Origin of the sequence: Prevotella sp. C561 (assembly GCF_000224595.1) — a bacterium.
Classification (GTDB): domain Bacteria; phylum Bacteroidota; class Bacteroidia; order Bacteroidales; family Bacteroidaceae; genus Prevotella; species Prevotella jejuni.
Genome location: NZ_JH114149.1, coordinates 31,794 through 53,586 on the forward strand (window position 1 = coordinate 31,794; position 21,793 = coordinate 53,586).

The 21,793-nt window shown below is 42.7% G+C and carries 16 protein-coding genes; 11 read left to right on the forward strand and 5 right to left on the reverse strand.

Features of this window, described 5'->3' with window-relative positions; genetic code table 11:
• Positions 1-50 precede the first annotated feature (50 nt).
• Positions 51-1,052 carry a C1 family peptidase gene (locus HMPREF0666_RS11165; protein WP_009012455.1) on the forward strand — a complete coding sequence of 334 codons (1,002 nt, stop codon included), beginning with the start codon at positions 51-53 and terminating at the stop codon, positions 1,050-1,052.
• 105 nt (positions 1,053-1,157) lie between these two features.
• Here the strand turns inward: HMPREF0666_RS11165 and HMPREF0666_RS11170 are convergent, their stop codons facing one another.
• Positions 1,158-1,988, reverse strand: coding sequence for a hypothetical protein (locus tag HMPREF0666_RS11170; protein ID WP_042856310.1), 831 nt, complete (start codon positions 1,986-1,988; stop codon positions 1,158-1,160).
• Positions 1,989-2,924: 936 nt separating this feature from the next.
• Here HMPREF0666_RS11170 and HMPREF0666_RS11175 point away from each other — a divergent pair.
• Positions 2,925-3,674, forward strand: a complete 750-nt coding sequence (locus tag HMPREF0666_RS11175; protein ID WP_009012458.1) for a protein-ADP-ribose hydrolase — start codon at positions 2,925-2,927, stop codon at positions 3,672-3,674.
• Complete coding sequence (locus tag HMPREF0666_RS17415) at positions 3,649-3,786, forward strand: hypothetical protein (RefSeq protein WP_157600276.1); 138 nt, start codon at positions 3,649-3,651, stop codon at positions 3,784-3,786. Before HMPREF0666_RS11175 ends, HMPREF0666_RS17415 begins: the two co-directional genes overlap by 26 nt.
• 523 nt (positions 3,787-4,309) lie before the next feature.
• Here the strand turns inward: HMPREF0666_RS17415 and HMPREF0666_RS11185 are convergent.
• The 3 genes from HMPREF0666_RS11185 to HMPREF0666_RS11195 form a co-directional block, all read right to left on the reverse strand.
• Complete coding sequence (locus HMPREF0666_RS11185; protein WP_042856312.1) at positions 4,310-4,921, reverse strand: TrmH family RNA methyltransferase; 612 nt, start codon at positions 4,919-4,921, stop codon at positions 4,310-4,312.
• 201 nt (positions 4,922-5,122) lie between these two features.
• Positions 5,123-5,539 (reverse strand): SufE family protein, encoded by a 417-nt coding sequence (locus HMPREF0666_RS11190; protein WP_009012461.1) that lies wholly within the window; start codon positions 5,537-5,539, stop codon positions 5,123-5,125.
• A 62-nt stretch (positions 5,540-5,601) separates the two neighbouring features.
• Entirely contained in the window at positions 5,602-6,846 is a 1,245-nt protein-coding gene (locus tag HMPREF0666_RS11195; protein ID WP_009012462.1) for a peptidase U32 family protein, read from the reverse strand.
• Between the two features lie 291 nt (positions 6,847-7,137).
• Between HMPREF0666_RS11195 and miaB the strand changes: the two genes are divergently transcribed.
• From miaB to HMPREF0666_RS11230, 6 genes are all read left to right on the forward strand, one after another.
• Positions 7,138-8,466 (forward strand): tRNA (N6-isopentenyl adenosine(37)-C2)-methylthiotransferase MiaB, encoded by a 1,329-nt coding sequence (miaB, locus tag HMPREF0666_RS11200; RefSeq protein ID WP_009012463.1) that lies wholly within the window; start codon positions 7,138-7,140, stop codon positions 8,464-8,466.
• 100 nt (positions 8,467-8,566) lie between these two features.
• On the forward strand, positions 8,567-10,426 hold the full coding sequence (locus HMPREF0666_RS11205; RefSeq protein ID WP_009012465.1) for an ABC transporter ATP-binding protein: 1,860 nt from the start codon (positions 8,567-8,569) through the stop codon (positions 10,424-10,426).
• 22 nt (positions 10,427-10,448) lie between these two features.
• On the forward strand, positions 10,449-12,461 hold the full coding sequence (locus tag HMPREF0666_RS11210) for an LTA synthase family protein (RefSeq protein ID WP_009012466.1): 2,013 nt from the start codon (positions 10,449-10,451) through the stop codon (positions 12,459-12,461).
• Positions 12,458-13,405, forward strand: coding sequence for a lysophospholipid acyltransferase family protein (locus HMPREF0666_RS11215; protein ID WP_009012467.1), 948 nt, complete (start codon positions 12,458-12,460; stop codon positions 13,403-13,405). Before HMPREF0666_RS11210 ends, HMPREF0666_RS11215 begins: the two co-directional genes overlap by 4 nt.
• 562 nt (positions 13,406-13,967) lie before the next feature.
• Complete coding sequence (locus HMPREF0666_RS11225) at positions 13,968-15,950, forward strand: LTA synthase family protein (RefSeq protein ID WP_009012469.1); 1,983 nt, start codon at positions 13,968-13,970, stop codon at positions 15,948-15,950.
• A gap of 277 nt (positions 15,951-16,227) precedes the next feature.
• Positions 16,228-17,118 (forward strand): glycosyltransferase family 2 protein, encoded by an 891-nt coding sequence (locus HMPREF0666_RS11230; protein ID WP_009012470.1) that lies wholly within the window; start codon positions 16,228-16,230, stop codon positions 17,116-17,118.
• 63 nt (positions 17,119-17,181) lie between these two features.
• On the opposite strand, the gene HMPREF0666_RS11235 is transcribed toward HMPREF0666_RS11230, so the two are convergent.
• Positions 17,182-19,047: a DUF3413 domain-containing protein gene (locus tag HMPREF0666_RS11235; RefSeq protein ID WP_009012471.1), complete on the reverse strand. Its 1,866-nt coding sequence runs from the start codon at positions 19,045-19,047 to the stop codon at positions 17,182-17,184.
• A 270-nt stretch (positions 19,048-19,317) separates the two neighbouring features.
• Here HMPREF0666_RS11235 and HMPREF0666_RS11240 point away from each other — a divergent pair, with 270 nt between their 5' ends.
• Both HMPREF0666_RS11240 and HMPREF0666_RS11245 read left to right on the forward strand, forming a co-directional pair.
• On the forward strand, positions 19,318-20,499 hold the full coding sequence (locus HMPREF0666_RS11240) for a glycosyltransferase family 87 protein (protein WP_009012473.1): 1,182 nt from the start codon (positions 19,318-19,320) through the stop codon (positions 20,497-20,499).
• Complete coding sequence (locus HMPREF0666_RS11245; RefSeq protein WP_009012474.1) at positions 20,492-21,616, forward strand: glycosyltransferase family 1 protein; 1,125 nt, start codon at positions 20,492-20,494, stop codon at positions 21,614-21,616. Before HMPREF0666_RS11240 ends, HMPREF0666_RS11245 begins: the two co-directional genes overlap by 8 nt.
• The last annotated feature ends 177 nt before the right edge of the window (positions 21,617-21,793 follow it).

Below are 21,793 nucleotides of genomic sequence, written 5' to 3' on the forward strand. Positions count from 1 at the left end.
CATTATCAAGAACCAAGTGCAAGACAGAAACGGTAATATTGGATTGAAGAATGAAGAAAGGTATCTTTATATTCTTGGCATGTTTAGTGTTAGTAAGCTGTGGGCAGCAACGGAGTAGGGTGGATATTCCAAAGGAGAAATTCACTATTGATCTGCGACTCCCTACTACTCCAGTGAAAGATCAAGGGTCGAGTTCACTCTGCTGGGTCTATGGCATGCTTGCAACCCTTGAGACTGAACACATCATGCGGGGTGATTCTATAAACCTAAGTCCCGACTTTGTGGCACGTATGTACCTTAGTGAACAGGTTGCTCGACGTCGGTTTCTGCCCCACAAGATGCTTCAGAAGGAGCAAGACATTACAACTCGTGGTATGAGCACCATGGCACTCGACCTTATACAGACATACGGTTTGCAGCATTATGATGCCTATCATCACAGGCCTGATATGGACTATAACGTTCTCTGTCGTAAGTTGGATTATGGCAAGAACACGGAGGATTTGTTAGATAAATATATCGGACCGCTACCGAAGCAGGTCTTTATGTTAGGCGCACTATACACTCCCTTGGAGTTTGCCCACAGTGTATGCACAGATGATGAATACTTAGCTATGACGAGCTTCACGCATCATCCATACGGACAACGCTTCCCTTTGGAAGTACCAGACAACTATTTCCATAACAGCTTCCTAAATGTTCCACTCGACACGATGCTGAATCGCATCGTACAAAACCTACGTTCTGGACACCCAGTGTGCTGGGAAGGCGACATTTCAGAGCCTGGTTTCTTATTTGGAAATGGCTTTGCTGTGTTGAAACATGAAGACAAAAAGGTGACTGCTGAGCGTCGACAAGCTTCTTTTGAGGCACATCGTACGACGGATGATCACGTTATGGAAATCGTTGGATTGGCTCACGACCAGCACGGCCGTCGCTTCTTCCTCTGCAAAAATAGCTGGGGAACAGCCAATCGCTACGGTGGCTTTATGTTCTTGAGTGAGAACTATGTGCGCATGAAGACCATTGCCGTGGTGCTTCGAGCTATTTAATACAAATACAATACAAGGTGATAGGGACTGAGCACTCAGCCCCTATTTTTGTTACTATACCCATGAGTCTTAGCCCTACTAAGACTAAACAGCCACAGAATAAGCCTAATGCATCCTAAGTATCAACTCACCTCCTGTCTGCATCACAGGGACCTCAACCTCCGAAGAATACTCCTTATAATTATACTCTCCATATGGTAGACGATACAAGCTAAGCTTACTGTTCTGCTCAACTGCACATGAGATCTGCACTGTCTGACTATGTGTATTCTTCAGTTTCACGGGTTGGTAAAAGTTTAAATAGCCTCTTGCTTGATTAAAATCCTCCGGTATTTGATTCTCCATACCATACCAGACTTTATTACAAATGGCAAAGCTATCCTTCTCGTTAATAGTCCCATTCGTTTCTATCCTTACCTTCACAAGCTGCTTGCGAGGGATGAATATATTCTGCTCATACACCTGCCCTTTCTGTAAACGACCCGGCATTATATAATACGAATAGAAGATCTTTTTCTCACTCAACGGATGTACTGCTGTGATATCAGTAGGTAATAGATACACTTTATCATCCAACTTACTCAAATCCAACGTCATCTGTAGAGAGTAGTCGGTGCCTACTTCAGCTGAATCAGTGGTCAAAGACTTTATTTCTTTGTTACTTAAGTTGAAAAACATTATGTAGTCACCATCCTTATCCGTCGTTGCCTTGGCCTTATGATATACCTTAGTAGAAAAAATACCAGACATAATCATATAATCCAACTTCACTTCTATGTTAGGAATAGGCTGTCCATCTGGCGTTTTAGCAACCCCTTTAATAATCAAACTCTTAGGATCTGGCCTATCAATAAAGTCGTCCTCTTCACAATGACAGCTTGCCAATAGCAACATAACTACTGGCAAAGCGAGTAGATACAATAATCGTTTCTTCATAAGCATACCATTAATAGTTTTAAGTTAAGTAATATTCAGATATCAACTCTTCGGTTCACACCCTCCTTCTACATAGATTTTAGTCTTTTACAAAAGTATGAATTATTTTTAAATAAACAACTAAATCGACCCTAAAAAATTGTTTTTAAGGCTCTTATATACCCTAAAGCACACTGAAAACAAGCATCTAAACGAACCATCCCCACAACGTTAAGCAACCGAACAATGCGATGCCTCTAAATTCTTTTCATGATGAGAAAGATTTATTTTCACGACAAGAAATATTTATTTTCATGAAGAAAAATATTTTTTTTCATGAAAATAATTCGGAGAGGGGAACTATTATCTGCTGCAAACAGGAGCAGATTGTTTTACAAAACACCTAACTCCATATACTAAAAAGAGCCATTAGATGAAACAAAGAGTTGCCGTGTTAGAAGGGTAATCGCCTCCTTCTTATTTTATAAATATCATCCGTCTAAACTCCAAAGAAGCCTAATTGAGATGTAGGATAGCCTTTGTACTTACAATAATAACGTATAGAACGAACATTAACCATTTGTCGCCAATACGACTGATGACCCACCATATAGGGCAAGTTAAATAGGAAAGATTGATGTTCTTACCAGTCATTACAATAAAACTTTGGATTATAAAAATAAGAAAAGAACATCAGTTATGAAATTACTGATACTCCCTATTTGTTAAACTCTATTCTAAGACCCTCTTTAACTATCCGTTTCTTTTTATTTGGTAAGTATGAAACATAAAGCTACTTTCTTGTAGTAATGGAAAACTTAATATACCTTTGTAATCGAAACAAGGCTTAATTACTATGACCTACACCCTACTCTACCTATTTACCGACATTTCAATCTCATTGAGCATACGGAAAGTAAAGGCTTTGTAGGTGAACAATTCGCAAAGAAAGGATAAATGATGGACAGACTAAAAAACATTGACAATGCTATTAACATCATGCTTTCAGAAATGGAAACAGGATGGACTAACCCAGACACCTTGCCCCTCAAACAACGCCTCATGCGTTCGTTGATAAATGTTCGACAGCCCGACAAACCTTCACAAGAGCTTATCGACGCACAAGACAAGGAGCTGGCAGCACAAAGAGAAGAGAAAGGTGTCGTGGAGCTAAGGCAGGAAGGGATACATCTATGGCAAGGAGATATAACCAGACTAAAGGTAGATGCTATTGTGAATGCGGCTAATAGTAGGCTACTCGGCTGTTTTAAGCCTTTACATGCTTGTATTGATAATGTCATACACTCGGCTGCTGGCATCCAACTTCGGTGTTACTGCAACGAAATAATGCAAGCACAAGGACACAAAGAGGCCATGGGACAAGCAAAGATAACACCAGGCTTCAACCTTCCTGCACGTTATGTCATCCATACTGTAGGTCCTATCATCCCCAACGGAAAACCAACTAAGGAACAGGAAGAGCTCCTTGCCTCATGCTATCGCTCATCGCTCAAGCTCGCAGAAGACTACTCCTTGGAGAGTATTGCCTTCTGTTGTATCTCTACAGGAGCATTTCGATTTCCACAAGAGTTAGCTGCCAAGATAGCTGTTAAGACTGTTAAGGAATACCCAAGACGGCATGTAAAGACCGTCATCTTCAATGTCTTCAAAGATACTGATTATGCCTTATACCAACAGCTTATCTGAGTGTATTGTCGAACTACAGCTCCTTATTGACAAGACTGACTATCTACTGGCTGGTGCAGGAGCTGTGCTTTCAACCGCTACAGGGCTGGCGTATGCCGGAAAAGACTTTTAGAAGGAGTGCCAACCATGGATAGAACGCTATGTCTTCAGGGGCCTCTACACCTCTTCTTTCTATCTCTTTAAGGCGGAAGAGGAACGCTGACCGTATTAGGTAGAGCATATTTAGTACTTATGTTTCAGACCGATAGCAACAGAATTAACCCACATTTTGCAAGAAACAGTTGGGCAGAAAGACTACTTTGTAGTGTCCTAATGCCTCTCTCATACGCTTCGACCGTGTTTAGTCTCAACTTTCTTTACACAAGGTAGGGCATTCCTTCGCTTTTAAAGAATACCTACAAACCGTTTTGAAAACCCTCTTAACATCATAAAAACACTCTATAGAAAAGACCTTACAGGCGCTTATAGATTACATAAATACAGTCAACTACGAATTATTTTCATGAAAAGAAATTGTAGAAAAACAAACTTTACGATGGATAAAGGACAACTTTAATAGCTGTACAGCGCATGAGTTGTAAAAGAAAAGGGGGCTAAAAAGCCCCCAAAATATGCTGATATAGGTTGTTAGATGCTTACTTTAAGAGTATTTGACGGGCAAATTCCCAAATAACAATACCGGTTGTCACACTTACATTCAGTGAGTGTTTGGTACCGAATTGAGGTATTTCAAGGCAGCCGTCGCTCATGTCTACGACACTTTGTTTTACACCTTTTACCTCGTTGCCCATGATGATGGCGTAGTGGGTGTTGGGTGTTGAGTGTTGGGTGTTGATGGTATGTTGAGTGATAGATGATGAAGTGTTGGGTGATGAGTGATGACGATTAGGGTGTTGAGTGTTAAGCTCCTGTAGCTTTGTTGAGCCTTCTACCTGTTCGACACTATATACAAACACGCCTTTACGATGGAGTTCTTCGACAGCATCTTCAGTACGTTCAAAGTAACGCCAGTCTACTGAGTCCTCTCCACCAAGTGCTGTTTTATGAATCTCAGCATTAGGAGGTGTGGCCGTGATACCGCATAGATAGACAGCCTCAACACGGAAAGCATCAGCCGAACGGAAGACACTTCCCACATTATATAACGACCGCACATCGTCTAAGACAACGATGAGTGGTAACTTATCAGCCTCCTTAAACTCCTCAACAGAGAGCCGATTCATTTCGATTGTACGTAGTTTTCTCATAATCAATAAGAAAGATGCCCACACTGCAGAACCCACTAATAGGCCCTCCCCCTACCCTTCTCCCATACGGAAGAGCGTGAATAGCGAGATAGCCCGATATAGTGGAGCGTTCTTTTAAGCGCCTTATAAATTAGAATGTTAGCCTGTATATGTTTTTTATCAGCCCTCCCTCCCCGTCAGAGGGGTTGGAGATGACTTCTTTTACTGCAAGCTAAAGCCTACTGCATACGCCTTAATCTTTGTCACCATAGAGAGTAGTCCATTGCTGCGGGTTGGTGATAGATGTTGGCGAAGGCCTATCTTATCAATGAAATAGAGGTCGGCATCAATAATCTCTTGTGGTGTATGATTGCTCAATACACGTATGAGAAGAGCGATGATACCCTTTGTGATGAGTGCATCAGAGTCGGCTGTAAAGACGAGTCTACCCTCTACATTATCACACTGTAGCCATACTCTACTCTGGCAACCATCTATGAGGTTCTGTTCATTCTTGTACTTTTCGTCTAATGGTTCAAGCTCATTACCCAAATCAATGAGCATTTGGTATTTGTCCATCCAGTCGGTAAAGTCCTCGAACTCACCAATTACTGCATCTTGCGCTTCGTTTATTGTCATTGTACTATCAGTTTATCTAATTCAGAGAACATTGTTATCACCTCTGAAATACGTATTCTACATTAATTTACTACCAGCTTAAATAGCTTGTCATTCGGGCGCACCTTGTCGGGAACAGGGATAGAAACACGCCATCCTTGTTCGGCTTTATCAACAGGATTAAGCTCGTATCGAATCTCTTCAGCATTGAGGAACATAGCACCAGTACTGTTACCTGTGATAAGCAACTTTTCCCCCTTTACGAAAGTATTAGCCTCAACGGCCACCTCAGCCACACCAAGACGTGAGAAGTACTTTATCACCTTGCCAATAAGAACCTTCTTCTCAGTAGCCTTGTTACCATAGTCTTTGGTCCATTCGCCCATCTTCTGTCCTTGATAATAGCCATCCCAGAAGCCACGATTGAAGACTGTTGAGAGCCGTTCGTCCCACTTGTCCTTCTTTTCTTCGGTAAAGCTACCATCAAGAACACTCTCAATAGCCTCTTTATAACAGCTAACAACGGTGTGGACGTACTCTGGTCCACGTGCACGTCCCTCTATTTTAAACACCCGAACACCTGCGTCCATCATCTTGTCAATGAAGCGTACGCTCTTTAAGTCCTTTGGACTCATTATATACTTATTGTCTATCTCTAACTGATTGCCCGTCTCGTTGTCTGTAACCGTGTAACTTCGGCGGCATATCTGGGTGCAGGCACCACGATTGGCAGAGCGGTTAGAGTCGTGAAGACTCATATAACACTTACCCGAAATGGCCATACAAAAAGCACCATGACAGAACATCTCAATACGAACAGGCTGTCCCTTTGGTCCGCAGATATTCTGTTTGATAATCTGCTCGTGTATCTCCTTCACTTGATCCATATTCAGCTCGCGAGCCAATACGGCAACATCAGCAAACTGAGCGTAGAACTTCAGGGCGTCAATATTAGAGATATTCAGCTGTGTTGAGAGGTGAACCTCAACCCCCACTTGACGGCAATACATCATTACAGCAACGTCACTGGCGATGACAGCGGTGATATTTGCAGCCTTAGCAGCATCGATAATCTCATGCATTGTCTCAATATCCTCGCCATAGATGACAGTGTTTACAGTCAGATAAGTCTGTATTCCCTTTTCATTACAGGTCTCGGCAATTTCCTTGAGGTCGTCGATAGTGAAGTGATTAGCCGAATGTGAACGCATATTCAGCTTCCCTATACCGAAGTAAACAGAGTTAGCTCCAGCGTTGATGGCAGCTGCAAGCGACTCACGAGAGCCCACAGGTGCCATTATCTCATAATCATTTGTATTTTTGTTCATTGTTTTATTGTCATTACCAGGCAGTTATCAAGCAGTCAGGCTATCTGTAACCTTTCGTAGACTAAACCCTATGCTTTAGCTGACCTGTAGCTATCCTTTATTTGTTAAGACAGTGTCCATTCAGTCTGCAAAGGTACGGAAAATATCCGATAAAGGCCGTAAAGGACTTTGTAAGTTTTGCAAAAAAGAACGTGTCAGGCATTGTTAAGCATCAAATAGTCAGATGGTTCTTCGGTTGTATGCGATAAATTTAGTAACTTTGCATGCTAAATTTTTCGAGATAACAGCAGAATGAAGAAACTATATATTGAGACATACGGGTGCCAAATGAACGTGGCAGACTCAGAGGTGGTGGCTTCTGTCATGAAAATGGCAGGCTATGACGTATGCGAAAAAGAGGAGGAAGCAGACGCAATCTTCCTTAACACCTGTTCTGTACGTGAGAACGCAGAGAACAAGATATACAACCGTTTGGAGGCATTGCACGCTGAGCAGAAGAAAGGTCGTGACCTTATCTTAGGCGTGTTGGGCTGTATGGCAGAGCGAGTAAGGAACGATTTGATCCAAAACCACCATGCCAACCTTGTTTGTGGGCCTGATTCGTACCTAAACTTACCTGATATGATAGCGCAGTGTGAGAACGGCACGAATGCTATGGATATCGAACTCTCTACTACGGAGACCTATCGTGATGTTATCCCACAGCGTATTGGTGGCAATAGAGTGTCAGGCTTCGTTAGTATCATGCGTGGTTGCAATAACTTCTGTCACTATTGCATCGTGCCTTTTACCCGTGGTCGGGAGCGTTCAAGAGATGTGGAAAGCATCTTGAAGGAGGTTAAAGATTTACATGATAAAGGCTTTAAGGAGGTAACACTATTAGGTCAGAATGTCAACTCATACGGCTTGTTGCCTAATGGTAAGCGTCCTGAGAATGGCGTTTCATTTGCAGAACTGTTGCATAAGGTGGCACAAAGCGTTCCAGACATGCGTGTACGCTTCACGACTTCCAACCCAGAAGATATGACAGAGGACATCATTGAGGCGGTAGCTACCGAACCTAACCTCTGTAACCATATCCATTTCCCTGCCCAAAGTGGTAGTAATAGTGTGTTGAAGGTGATGAATCGCAAATATACTCGTGAGGATTACCTTGAGAAAGTGGCTGCTATTCGTAGGCTTATACCAGACTGTGGACTGACAACTGACATCTTCATTGGATATCACAACGAGTCAGAAGAAGACTTCCAACAAACGCTTTCATTAATGCGAGAGGTAGGCTTCGATTCAGCCTTTATGTTTAAGTACTCTGAACGACCAGGTACTTACGCAGCAAAGCACCTCCCCGACAATGTTCCTGAGGAAGAGAAGATACGCCGTTTGAATGAGTTAATTCGCCTTCAGACCGAGATCTCTGCCGAACAGAACAAGAAAGACGAGGGCAAAGAGTTTGATATTCTTATCGAGCGCTTTGGTAAACGAAGTCGTGAACAGCTAATGGGACGTACGCCACAGAACAAGGCTGTAGTCATGCCAAAGGGCAATCACCATATTGGTGAGACCGTCCGTGTACGCATAACAGGCTCAACAAGTGCCACACTCTTTGGAGAAGAAGTGTAAATATACTATATGTATGGATATAAAACCGCAAATCTTTTTTGCGGTTTTACTATTTATAGCTATATTTGCAGAACTGATAAACAGATAAGAAGATTAGTTGATGAAGGAATTTATACACGTTTTACGCAGGTTCGTACCGCCCTATAAGAAGTATCTTGTGCTGTCAATCATTTTCAATATATTGTCAGCTTTTCTCAACATATTCTCCTTTGCAACCCTTATCCCACTCCTTCAAATACTCTTTAAGGTAGATGCAGGAACGGGTGCGATGCGTGCAATGTCATGGAGTGAAGGCTCTTTTAAGGAGGTGTTATCGAACAATGCAGATTATTACACGCAGATATACATCACCAGTTGGGGACCAACAACCGTCTTGTTGGCCATCGGTTTAATTCTTGCCTTTATGACTTTCCTTAAGACAGGAGCCTATTTCCTATCTTCTGCCTCAATCATTCCTATCAGAACAGGCGTAGTTCGTGACATACGTAACCAACTCTATGAGAAGATAACATCCCTTTCTTTAGGCTTCTTCAGCGAGGAAAGGAAGGGAGACATTATCGCCCGTATGAGTGGTGACGTCCAAGAGGTTGACAACTCCATCATGTCATCTATCGACATGCTCTTTAAGAACCCTGTTCTTATTATCATTTATTTCATCACACTACTTGTTATTTCTTGGCAGTTGACACTCTTCACGCTCATCTTCGTACCTATCTTCGGATGGTTCATGGGCTTTGTTGGTAGAAAGCTAAAGCAGAACAGTATGACAGCCCAGAAGTTATGGAGTGACACAATGAGCCAAGTAGAAGAGACCTTAGGCGGATTAAGAGTCATCAAAGCCTTTTGTGCTGAGGGAATGATGAATGAACGCTTCGATAAGATCAACTCAGAATACCGCAACGACATCATGCGCGTGAACATTCGTCAGCAATTAGCCCACCCGATGAGTGAGTTCCTTGGAACAGTCATGATAGTTGTTGTACTATGGTTTGGCGGTACTCTCGTATTAGGACAATATCCGATTATCAGCGGACCAACCTTCATCTATTATCTTGTTATCCTCTACAGCATTCTCAATCCATTAAAGGAATTCTCCCGTGCAGGCTATAACATCCCTAAAGGACTTGCCTCTATGGAGCGTATTGATAAGATTCTAAAGGCAGAAGTAAAGATAAATGACCCTGAAAAACCAGTCCATATCGATAATTTCGAACATGAGATTGAATTCCGTCATGTCAGCTTTGCCTATACTGATGGTAAAGATGACGAGGAAAACCCAGAGCTCCATTGGGTATTAAAGGATATCAACCTCGTTATCCCAAAGGGTAAGACCGTAGCCTTGGTAGGCCAGAGCGGTAGTGGAAAGTCCACCTTACTCGACCTTATCCCACGTTACTACGATGTACAAGAAGGTGAAATTCTCATTGACGGAATAAACATCAAGGATTTAGGAGTACATGATCTCCGCCAGCTTATAGGTAATGTAAACCAAGAGGCAATCCTCTTCAACGATAGTTTCAAGAACAACATCTCCTTCGGAGTCAGCTCAACTGACGAGGCAATAGCCGAAGCGGCGAAGATTGCCAACGCTCATGAGTTTATCATGCAGAGTGAGAGAGGATACGACACAAACATCGGCGACCGTGGAGGACGCCTCTCTGGCGGACAGCGTCAGCGTGTGAGTATTGCGCGTGCTATCCTTAAGAACCCACCTATCCTTATCCTTGACGAGGCTACATCAGCCCTCGACACGGAGAGCGAACGCCTTGTACAGGATGCACTCTATAAGCTTATGAAGACAAGAACGACCATAGCAGTGGCCCACCGCCTATCTACCATTAAGAATAGTGATGAGATTTGCGTACTGCATGAAGGTGAGATTGTAGAGCGGGGAACGCACGATGAGCTTATGGACATCGAAGGTTACTACAAGAAACTACATGACATGCAAGAGATATAAAGGTCCAAAAGGATTGAAAGATATGAAGAGATTATTAACAACAACATTTGGTTCGCCAATAGCATTAGTGCTCAACTTGCTATTGGCGTATGCCATTTTCTTTGTAGCACGATTGACATACTTTTTTGTCAATTACAGTTATTTCATCGACGGACTTAGCGCTTCTTCACTCTGGATGTGGGTGAGAGGAAGTCTTCTCTTTGATACAACAGCTATCCTTTATACGCATATTCTCTACATTGTAATGATGCTCTTGCCGCTATGGAGGAAGGAGAACCAAGCCTATCACAGGTTTTGTAAGTGGATATTCATGGTTGTTAATGCGCTTTCACTTGCCATTAACCTTGCCGATTCGGTGTATTTCCCTTTCACATTGCGCCGCACTACAACCAGTGTGTTCCGTGAGTTTGATAATGAAAACAACATTGCTGGCATCTTGTTCCACAATGCTATAACACACTGGTACCTTATCATTATCTTTATTCTTGTTCTTTGGCTTGCCAATAAGTTGTATGTTATGCCACATACCGACCACAGTCACTATAAAAGTCTGCGTCAACGCTTAGTCTATGGAGCACAACTTTTCGTATGCCTTGCCGTAGCTGCCGTCCTTACCGTAGCTGGTTGTCGAGGTGGACTACAGTCGGGTGTGCGCCCAATAACCATCAGTAACGCCAACCAGTACGTAGAACGTCCTACTGACTGCGCCTTGGTGCTTAATACCCCCTTTGCGTTAATCCGCACGATAGGCAAGTCCGACTTTGTTGTCCCTAATTATTTCCCATCCTTGGCGGCTGCCAGCGAGGTCTACAACCCTATTATGTGGATGGCTTATAAGGCTCCAAGACCAGGCTCAAACGTACGTCTTCCTAACAAGAAGAACATCGTCATCCTCATTGTCGAGAGTTTCGGACGTGAGTATATAGGAGGGTTTAATCGTGACTTCTTCGGTGGTAAATACAAGGGATACACCCCGAATGTAGACAAACTCATCGATAAGAGCCTCGTCTACCGCTTCTCTTACTGTAATGGACGTAAGAGTATTGATGGCATGCCATCCATCCTCTGCAGTATTCCTCGCTTCGGAGAACCCTTCATCCTGACCCCAGCTTCAATGAACAACTATACTGGTATGCCTGGACTCCTTAGTAAGTGGGGCTATCAAACGGCCTTCTTTCATGGTGCTAATCGTGGTTCTATGGGGTTCCTTGCATTTGCTAATAAGATTGGATTTCAGCACTACTATGGTCGACAAGACTATGACGAAGACCCTCGCTTTGGTGGGGATAAGGACTTCGATGGCAACTGGGGCATCTGGGACGAACCTTTCCTGCAGTATTACTGTGCGAAGATGGGCGAAATGAAGCAGCCTTTCATGACGGCTCTCTTTACCGTCTCAAGTCACGACCCATTTGTTGTTCCAGAGAAATATAAGAACATCTATAAGGAGGAACACCTCCCTATCCAAAAGTGTATCCGCTATACCGACATGGCGATAGGCAAGTTCTTTGAGTCTGCCAGCAAGCAGCCTTGGTTTAAGAATACTATCTTCGTTCTCACGAGCGACCATACCAACCAGAGTGACCATGAGCAGTATAAGACCGACATAGGCGGCTTCTGTTCACCTATTATTATATATGACCCATCCGGAGAGATAAAGCCAGGACGTGTAGATGGCGTGGCGCAGCAGATTGATATTATGCCAACACTACTATGCCACATAGGCTATAACGCAACACCATACCTCGCTTTCGGTAAAGACCTACTACATACACCGGCGAAGGACACTTGGGCTGTCAATTATCTGAACGGTATCTATCAATACGTTAAGTATGGTTATGTACTCCAATGGGACGGTAAACAGACTAAAGCTATCTATCGAGTAACCGACGCACTGATGAAGCACAATCTTCTCGGACACGTGCCTGAGCAGGCAAAGATGGAACGAGAACTGAAAGCTATCATCTATCAGTATATGTATCGTATGGTACACGATAAGATGTACCCAACGATTAATAACCCTGAAGATCAATGAAAAGAGCCCTCAACAAGACCCTTTACATCATCGCCTACGGCTTCTGGTATCTGGTAGCACTGCTGCCTTTTCCAGTGCTGTATCTACTCTCCGATGGCCTTTATCTACTAATGTCACGAGTGGTGAGGTATCGCCACAAGGTGATATGGAAGAACCTTAAGAACAGCTTCCCAGAGAAGACTGACCATGAGTTACGCCTGATAGAACGAAGTTTCTACCATTGGTTCTGTGATTACATTGTTGAGACACTGAAGTTGATAACAATGAGCAAAGAACAGCTGATGAAGCGTATGACCTTTACGGGGACTGAAGAGTTAAACAGAATTCTGTCTGAAGGAAAGTCGGCAGGCGTCTATTTGGGCCATTTAGGCAACTGGGAATGGATTACCTCCCTCCCTTATTGGGTGGACAATGCCCTCTGCTGTCAGCTTTACCACCCATTAGAAAACGAATACTTCGACCGCCTCTTCAAGTATGTTCGCGAACGACAAGGTGCGCTTTGTATCCCTATGCAGGAGTCACTACGTAAGATTATACAATTTGGACGCAACGGTAAGCCTCTTGTCGTTGGTTATATCTCCGACCAAACACCCTTCTGGTGGAGCATACATCACTGGATTCAGTTCATGAATCAGGAGACTCCTGTGCTCACAGGGGCCGAACGTATTGTGAAGCACACACGCCAAGTCTTTGTTTATGGCGACATGACACGCACGAGCCGTGGGCATTATAACTGTGAGTTTCGCATCATCCGAGAAGAAACAAAGGGACTGCCCGACTACGAGATAACCGATCTTTACTTCCAAGAGTTGGAGAAGTCGATTCGTCGTCAGCCTGAAATCTATCTTTGGAGTCACAATAGATGGAAGCGTACACGGGCTTACTTTGAAGAAAACTTTGAAGAGGTGGATGGTAAAGTACGATTGAAAGAAGGTAAGAAATGATTTACATAACTTCGTAGAACATAACAGAACCACATCTCTCCACAATCGACTAAAGGGGCGGGAGGGCTCGAAAACATAGAAAACCATAACGGAAAGAATGCAATTCTACTGGTCGTCTCACATCATAAACATAAAAGATAAACCATCCACATGACACAAGCTGTATTGAAAGACACAATGGTTAATACACATAAAACAGTGGGTGATGGGTGTTGGATGTTAGGTGTTGAATTGAAAAACACCGTATTTAATCCCCCTAAAATAGCTCTTTTACAGCTGTTTAGACCGCCTTCCCTCTTCCACTCTTACGTGTCTGAATATTCTAACAGCGTGTCAAGTGCGAATTATTTTCATGAAAAAAAATATTTTTCTTCATGAAAATAATTATTTCTTTTCATGAAAATAAATATTTCTTATCGTGAAGAAAAATGATTATAAACTATAAGGAAGCCTATTCGTGAGGCCTTTTACGAGTAGAGATGACGGCGAAAACGATGGCTGTCGATGCTCCACTCTTATCGAAAGAACCCTATCTTAAACCCGAAATAAGTCAAAAGAAATAATGTATAAGAACTTATCATATCTCATAAAGCATTCTGCTATAATCCTTGTCATCCTATTTTTCGTGCGCATTTGCTTTGCCATTGCGTTCGTCCCGATGAGTATTATCAGTAGTAACCTAACTGTTCTTCCTCGCTTACTATTCAATAGCTTGCGTTTTGATGTGCAAGTAGTATGCTACGTGTTGTTACTTCCTACGGTTCTAACTTTCGTCTTTGCAGCCCTTAGAAAACCATGGACAGAACGTGTGTTAAGTCGGTTCCGTAGACTTTATTTCTCTATTGTCTGCGCACTTCTGTTGGCTATTAGCGGTATTGATATGGGCTTTTACGCCAATTTCAATAGCCATATCAACCTCACATTCTTCGACTTCTTCAATGAAGGACCAATGAGTTTGATTCAAACAATATGGGAAGAATATCACTGTGTCTACGAGGCTATCGCCTTTCTTATTATCCTTCTACCAATCCTTCTACTTATCCGTAAAATTGAGTTGGACAAGTCGTCCACTCGTAACGCTCTCCATTCGGCAAGCAGACAGCGACCTTCACGCCTCAAAGTCATTAAACTGTCGGCTACCATCCTATTGTATATTGCCTTTTTAGTCATCGGTCTGCGTGGGTCAGTATGGCGCTTCCCTCTACAGATAGAAGACACGTTTGTGTCAAATCAGAAACCTCTGAACGACCTTGTTCCGAATGCTATTTACATGTTAAAAAAGGCTTATAAGGAGAAGAACAACGCTTTCAAGATAGCAAAGACAGACGACTTACTGCATGAATATAAGTTCAAGAGTTTGCAGGAAGCCCTGGATGTCTACACAGACGGGAAAGTGAAGATAGCGAAGAACGACACGCTAACAGCGCTGCAGCATGCTCTCTTCGAAGAAGTAGGCGACAGTCTGAAACAGCCTCAACCAAATATTGTAATCATATATAGCGAGAGTTGGAGCAATTATCTGTTCAATCTCCAACAGAAGGATGCGGAGATGTATTTCGGATTAGAGCGTCATTTCAAGGACGACCTACTCTTTCGTAACTTCCAATCAGTACAGAATGGTACGGTAGCATCGCTTGAGAACCTCTATGTCTCTACCCCTTTCCCACGCTTCTTTGCCTCGGCTTATCGATTTAAGACTCTCCCTACGTCGATAGCCCTACCTTTCAAAGCCAGCAATTACACAACGACATTCATGTCGGGAATGGACGCTGCATGGGAAAACTGTGCCGAAGCGTTGGTTCATCAACAGTTTGATGCTATCTATGATAAGTTCTCTCTCTTGAAAGACTATCCTCATGCTACTTATAATAGCATTGGTGTTTACGACGAATATCTCTTTCAAGCGTTGTTAGACAGGCTGGAGAAACCATCAAAGAAACACCAGATGATTGCAGTGATGACAACAACCAATCACCCACCCTTTGAGTTCCCAAAAGACTTGAAACTCCCCCCTCTACCAGAGTCGTTCTATGCTAAGAAGTGCTTTGCAGAGCATAATCGTAAGGTGTTGGATAAGTATCTCACAGGATTTCGCTATTATAATAAGGTGTTAAACGACTTTCTCAACCGCTTCAAGGCTTCTGCTGCGGCAAAGAATACGATACTCGTTATCACAGGCGACCATAACGTGCGTTCTATCCTTGACTATGATGCTGTCGACAAACGGTATGAACACTCCGTACCGCTCTATATCTACCTGCCAACTTACCTACGGAAGGAGGTTTACAACAAGCTAACTAATCGTTGGGGAAGCCATGACGATATCTTAGCGACGCTGGCTCCCTTTGCTTTCCATGATACTAAGTATTTTAAGATGGGCCATAATCTCTTAGATACCACCGTGCCAGACAGTACTTATTATAGTGCAAACGTTGACCAAATAGAGTCTGTTCCTACCTATAAAAAGGAAGCTGAGCGACTCACGGCAGCCCGCAACCTACTGCGACAGGTGTATTTTGGCTTGTATTGGAGGACTGAACAGTAACTAAACAATAGTGGATATAAGCATAGAAACGTACAACTAATATCTCTTTTTCAGCTTCTCATGGGCAGAGATACGATTTTTTTCTGTACTTTTGCACCATGTTAACTGAAAGAGAGAACATTATATTCTTTATTATAAAACAGATAACATAAGCGAAGATATAGCACTATTTCCTTTGTAATAGCTAAGTGTTATGTACATCGGGTGGTATTGTTAGATTTTTTAATAGCCTCATCTTCGGGTGAGGAATAGTTTGGTTAACACTACAATAATAAGTATGGACAATACAGTTAAGCCTCTTTTCTCGATTTTAATACCTACTTGGAATAATCTGTCATTCCTTAAATTGTGCATTGAAAGTATCAGAAAGAACTCTTGTTATGAGCATGAAATACTCGTTCATATCAATGATGGAAGTGACGGAACACGTGAGTGGGTAGAGCAACAAGGGCTGAAGTACACAGCTTCTGATGAGAATGTAGGTGTTTGCTTTGCCTTAAATAGGTTGCGCCCATTGGTATCAACGGACTATATCCTATATATGAACGATGACATGTATGTGTGTCCTGAGTGGGATAAAGCCTTATTTGAGGAGATACAGCAGCTGCCTGACAATATGTTCTTCTTCTCTTCAACACTCATTCAGCCACGTCCTTTCTATGATAAGAGCGTGATTGCACCTGCTAACTATGGTGAGAGTGTTGACGACTTTGATGAGTCTCGATTGCTGAAGGAGTATGCCACGTTGCCACATGGGGATTGGAAAGGTTCGACATGGCCACCAAATATCGTCCATCGTGACGTGTGGGACCTTGTAGGGGGATATAGTATTGAGTTCAGCCCAGGTATGTATTCTGACCCAGACTTCTCTGCTAAGCTATGGAAAGCAGGTGTTCGTCTGTTCAAAGGAATAGACCGTAGCCGCGTTTATCACTTCGAAGCACGTTCTACTCATCGAATAGTAAAGAACGATGGAAGCACACAGTTCCTTCGTAAATGGGGTATAACCTCATCTTCCTTCTTACGTGATATCCTTCAGAGAGGCGAACCTTATAATGAAGTTAAGGATATGTCGGCTCGCTTAAAGGCCGACCTTTTCCGCAGTAAGATAAAGAAAGTACTTACTGTTCTGCGTGATGTCCGTATTAAGAACATCTGGGAAGATTGATAACTTACGCTTAACAAGAAATCATGGACTCAGTTGGTTAAATAGCCAAACAGTATCTGTATGCTATTTATAAAACCTATTCATCTTCTGAATAACAGCTTGTAAGTCCTTTGGTTTGAGCGGATAATTCGGTATGACGTGCATCTTTGGGTCCATTATCTTTAGGTTTCCTGCTCCTTGCTTCTCAATGATTGTACCGTCAGAACGGATAAAAGCATAATAGAGTTCATGCCCTACAAGATGCCAGTCACGTGGGGAAGGGTCATCAAGATATGTCCCCATTGAATAATCTGAAGGCGGATTAGTCACACCTAACACACTGTGCATCAATGTTGGAGAGATGTCATAATGAGTTGTTCGATAGTTTCTTTTACCGGGTTTACAGCCGGGATAATAATAAATGAGCGGCGTTCCAACTTGAAATAACGAATAATTAGAGGCATGACCCCAGTAGTTATTATGGTTCTCATTGAACTCCTGCCCATGATCACCAGTTATGATGACCACTGTATTGCGTAGTAAGTCTTTCTCTCGGAGCTTGTTTAGAGTCAAACCGATGAGCGAGTCAGCTTCAGCAACCGAGTTCTTATAGAGATTAAAGAATGGTGTTGGATCAGTATCGTTGTTAAGTTTCATGTAGTCCACGTACTCCCAGCATGGTTTGAACCGATATTGCTTACTCTTAGGGAGGTCCATATTGTGGGCAATATCGTAGAACACAAAGGCAAAGAAAGGTTTCTTACCATCGTATTTATCAATATCAGTAATAAAGTTATGCGTGATACGGTTGTCACGCTCAATCGTTGTCTTACCCGGAGTACTTACGTTAAGTCCCTTCACATCACGGAACAGCATCTTAGCAAAGGGTGGATACTCTAATGTAGCACTTGGATAAGTTTGCACGCGATACCCTTCTTTAAGCAACTGCTTAATGAGTAAGGGCTGCATACAGCTTGATTCGAAGCTTTTCCAGTAATATGCAGATATCCCAGTGAACATTCCAAAGATGCCACCACTGGTTGCGTTGCTCGAACTAAGGTGCTTAGTGAATGTCTCTGCATGGTCAGCAAACGCACAGATATTTGGTGTACACTCACGTGTAAGAGTACGTGGATTCCATGAGTCAATACATAGGATGACGATATTATATTTCTCATTAGGTTTACCAAGATGGTCAATACGACTCGTCTTAAGCGGTTCTAATGGATAACGCAATTTGTTCACGCCTCCTTTCAGTTGTATTTGATTAATCTTCTCAATGCTTATGAGTCCTAATTTCTCCAGTAGTTTGTTAGCGCGAAGTGGGAAATAATAAGGTAAAACGTCAGTCGACTCAATGATAGAACTCTGCATCGTTGCCCCTCCATAGATATGTATTCCTTGTGAGAGAAGTACGAAACTAAGTAGTGTTAACAATATGTTTCGATTGAGATGTCTAATTATAAGGCGCTTAGAAATAAACTTTGCAATGAAAGCCAGTCCTATACTAAGCAAGACAAAGCTTAAGGCAAGACCAATGGCCTTCATATATGCCCACACACTAAACACAAAGATCTCTGATGCACCAGGCCCTGTTAGCATTTCCAACACAAGCCCATTGATATGAAAATGGTAGATTCCATAAACATAACTATTCACTACAGCAATGATAAACAGTAAGGCATAGACTATTGAAAGAATAGTTCTTGTAATCCATTGACGGCAACCAACAGCAGACAAGGGCACTTGCAGGATAAGAAAAGGAACAAGCGTAAACAATGCAGCATGCGTAATACATGACGAAACAAAGTAGATCCAACCCACACAATCCATCACTTCCGTACTCTGCCCATTAAAGATATAGGAGAAGAATATAATAGCCAATGTAAGAGTCGACAGGACATAATAAATGAATCCTTGCTTGATATTATCTTTTCTCTCGGTTGTCATAAATTCTTTTTATCAGTTGTATCACAGCTTAAAGCCGTATAAAGGGTAATAAATGATGATACCTACAAAGATATATAATAATTTTCTAAATAAGAGTATAGCTTTCTCTTTTCTTATGAAAAAAGCCTTTACAGCCCGAAATAACTATGAGAGAACACTATTGAGTCGGTAGGCTTTTCATAAATAATAGGTTATTAATGGCATATATATCATTCTTTATTGTTACTTTTGTGCTGTTATTCGCATATAAAGCAAGCAAACGAATTTGATATGAAAGAAAGAATAAAACAATTCCTTACCCTCCCCTTTCTCTCCGACCGCCGTGTTCTCTTAGGTATATGGACTCTACTATCATTAGTAGGTATGCTGAAGTTGCATCGTAGTCACAATAATTTCCTTATATTTAAGGGTGTTTACTGGCACACAGTGAACGGAACATCACTCTATGCAGCCTATCCGTCAGAGTATAGCGACGTCAATCATTACGGTCCTCTATTCTCTTTAATCATAGCCCCCTTTGCCCTTTTACCCGAATGGGCTGGTATGCTATTGTGGTTACTATTCTTATCTGGTTGGTTGTTTGCGGCTATCTATTGGTCAGGACTGCGTAAATCACAGCAAGTCTACATCTATTGGTTCTGCGGATTCACATTGTTAACAGCCCTATTCATGCAGCAGTTCAACATAGCTATTGCCGCTATTATCCTCTCATCATTCTTTCTTATTGAGAAGGAGCACGAAGGATGGGCAGCTTTCTTCATCGTCTTAGGTACGTTGGTGAAGCTTTATGGCATTGTGGGATTGGCCTTCTTTCTCTTTTCACGGCATAAGCTACGATTGACACTATGGTTAGCAGTGTGGTCGGTAATACTTTTCTTAGCCCCAATGGCCATCAGTTCGCCCGATTATGTCATCGGACAATACCACGAGTGGTTCACTTGTCTTGTGGAGAAGAACACACATAACCTCAATTCCTTTGCTCAAAACATCTCATTATTAGGCTTTGTTCGTCGTACAACAGGGCATGCGGACTATTCAGACCTGTGGCTTATCATCCCTGGAATGGCACTCTTTGCCCTTCCTTACCTACGCTTCTCACAGTATAAGAACCTTGCCTTCCGTGAGACCATACTCGCCTCTGTACTCTTGTTTGTCATCCTCTTTAGTACAGGTAGCGAAGCCAGCGGCTACGTGATAGCCTTGTTAGGCGTTTGTATATGGTACACCGCAGCTCCTTGGAAGCGTGGTAAGTGGGCGATAGCACTAATGGTATTTGTCTTCATCCTATCTGGCATGGGTAATTGCGACCTCATTCCAAAGACGATAAGACATGATTATATACAGACCTATGCGCTCCGTGCACTTCCTATCAGTATTGTTTGGCTGTGGCTTTGTTACGAGTTATGCACAAAGGACTATACCCCAATAGAAAAGGTTAACGCTCATGAATAAGAAGATAATAGGTTATGATGCCAAACGAATAGTAAGGAATGGCACTGGATTAGGCAGCTATGGGCGTACACTCATCAACGACCTTGCTCCGTTAATGCCTGACACAAACTTACGACTCTATGCTCCTGATGCTGGACGTGACGACCTTCGCAATCAGGTGGAACTGCGAGATAACATACAGTTCTGCTACCCCAACCACCTTCGTTTCCGTCTACAGCGCGACTGGTGGCGTGTGAAAGGGGTAGTAAAAGACTTAAAGAAAGATGGAGTAGAGCTCTATCACGGTCTTTCAGGCGAACTCCCTTCTGGCTTGGCAGCAGCCGGCATCCCCAGTGTAGTTACTGTTCACGACCTTATCTTCCTACGTCATCCGGAGTTCTATCCCCCTATTGACGTTTTCTTCTACAAGCGTAAGTTCTATCAAACACTACGGGAGGCAAGCCGTATCATTGCGATTAGCGAATGTACGAAGCGTGACATCTTATATTATGGTGACTTCCCAGAAGACAAGATAGACCTTGTCTATCAAAGCTGTAGCACCCGTTTCAGTCAGTCGGTCAGTCCTTCACTGATTGAAGAGGCCCGTCGTAAGTATCAACTTCCACAACGTTATATATTAAATGTAGGGACGGTAGAAGTGCGAAAGAATATCCTCTTGGGTATTCAAACTATGGCAAAACTACCTTCCGACCTCCATCTTGTCATCGTAGGCAGGCTGACGAAATATCAGAAGAAGCTCGATGCAGAAATTAGACGATTAGGGATTGGCAACCGAATCCATTTCTTACAGGGTGTTCCCAACGACCTTCTTGCAGCTATCTACAATCAGGCTGAAGCCTTCATCTATCCTTCTCGCTATGAAGGCTTTGGTATTCCTATCATCGAAGCCATACAGAGTGGACTCCCAGTAGTGGCTGCCACGGGTAGTTGCTTAGAGGAAGCAGGTGGTCCAGACTGCCTTTATGTGGGTCCAGACGACGTCGATGGCAATGCAGCTGCAATCCTTTCAGCGATAGAGCATCGCCAGGAAATAGTCGTTAAGAGCCAACACTACGTAAAACGATTTGAGAATCAAGATGTAGCCTCACAGATTCTTGAGGTATATAATAAGGTGTAAAGTATTATCCCCAAGCGCCTTCCTTTCCAGAAAGTGCTTGGGGATAACTCTTTTCTTATTCTTTTCTATTAATGTCCTACCGCTCATCTAATACCGTGGTATAAGTCAACACCTATCCTGTGAATACTCAACAACCACCTTACTAACCATCATCACCCAACACTTAACACCCATCAC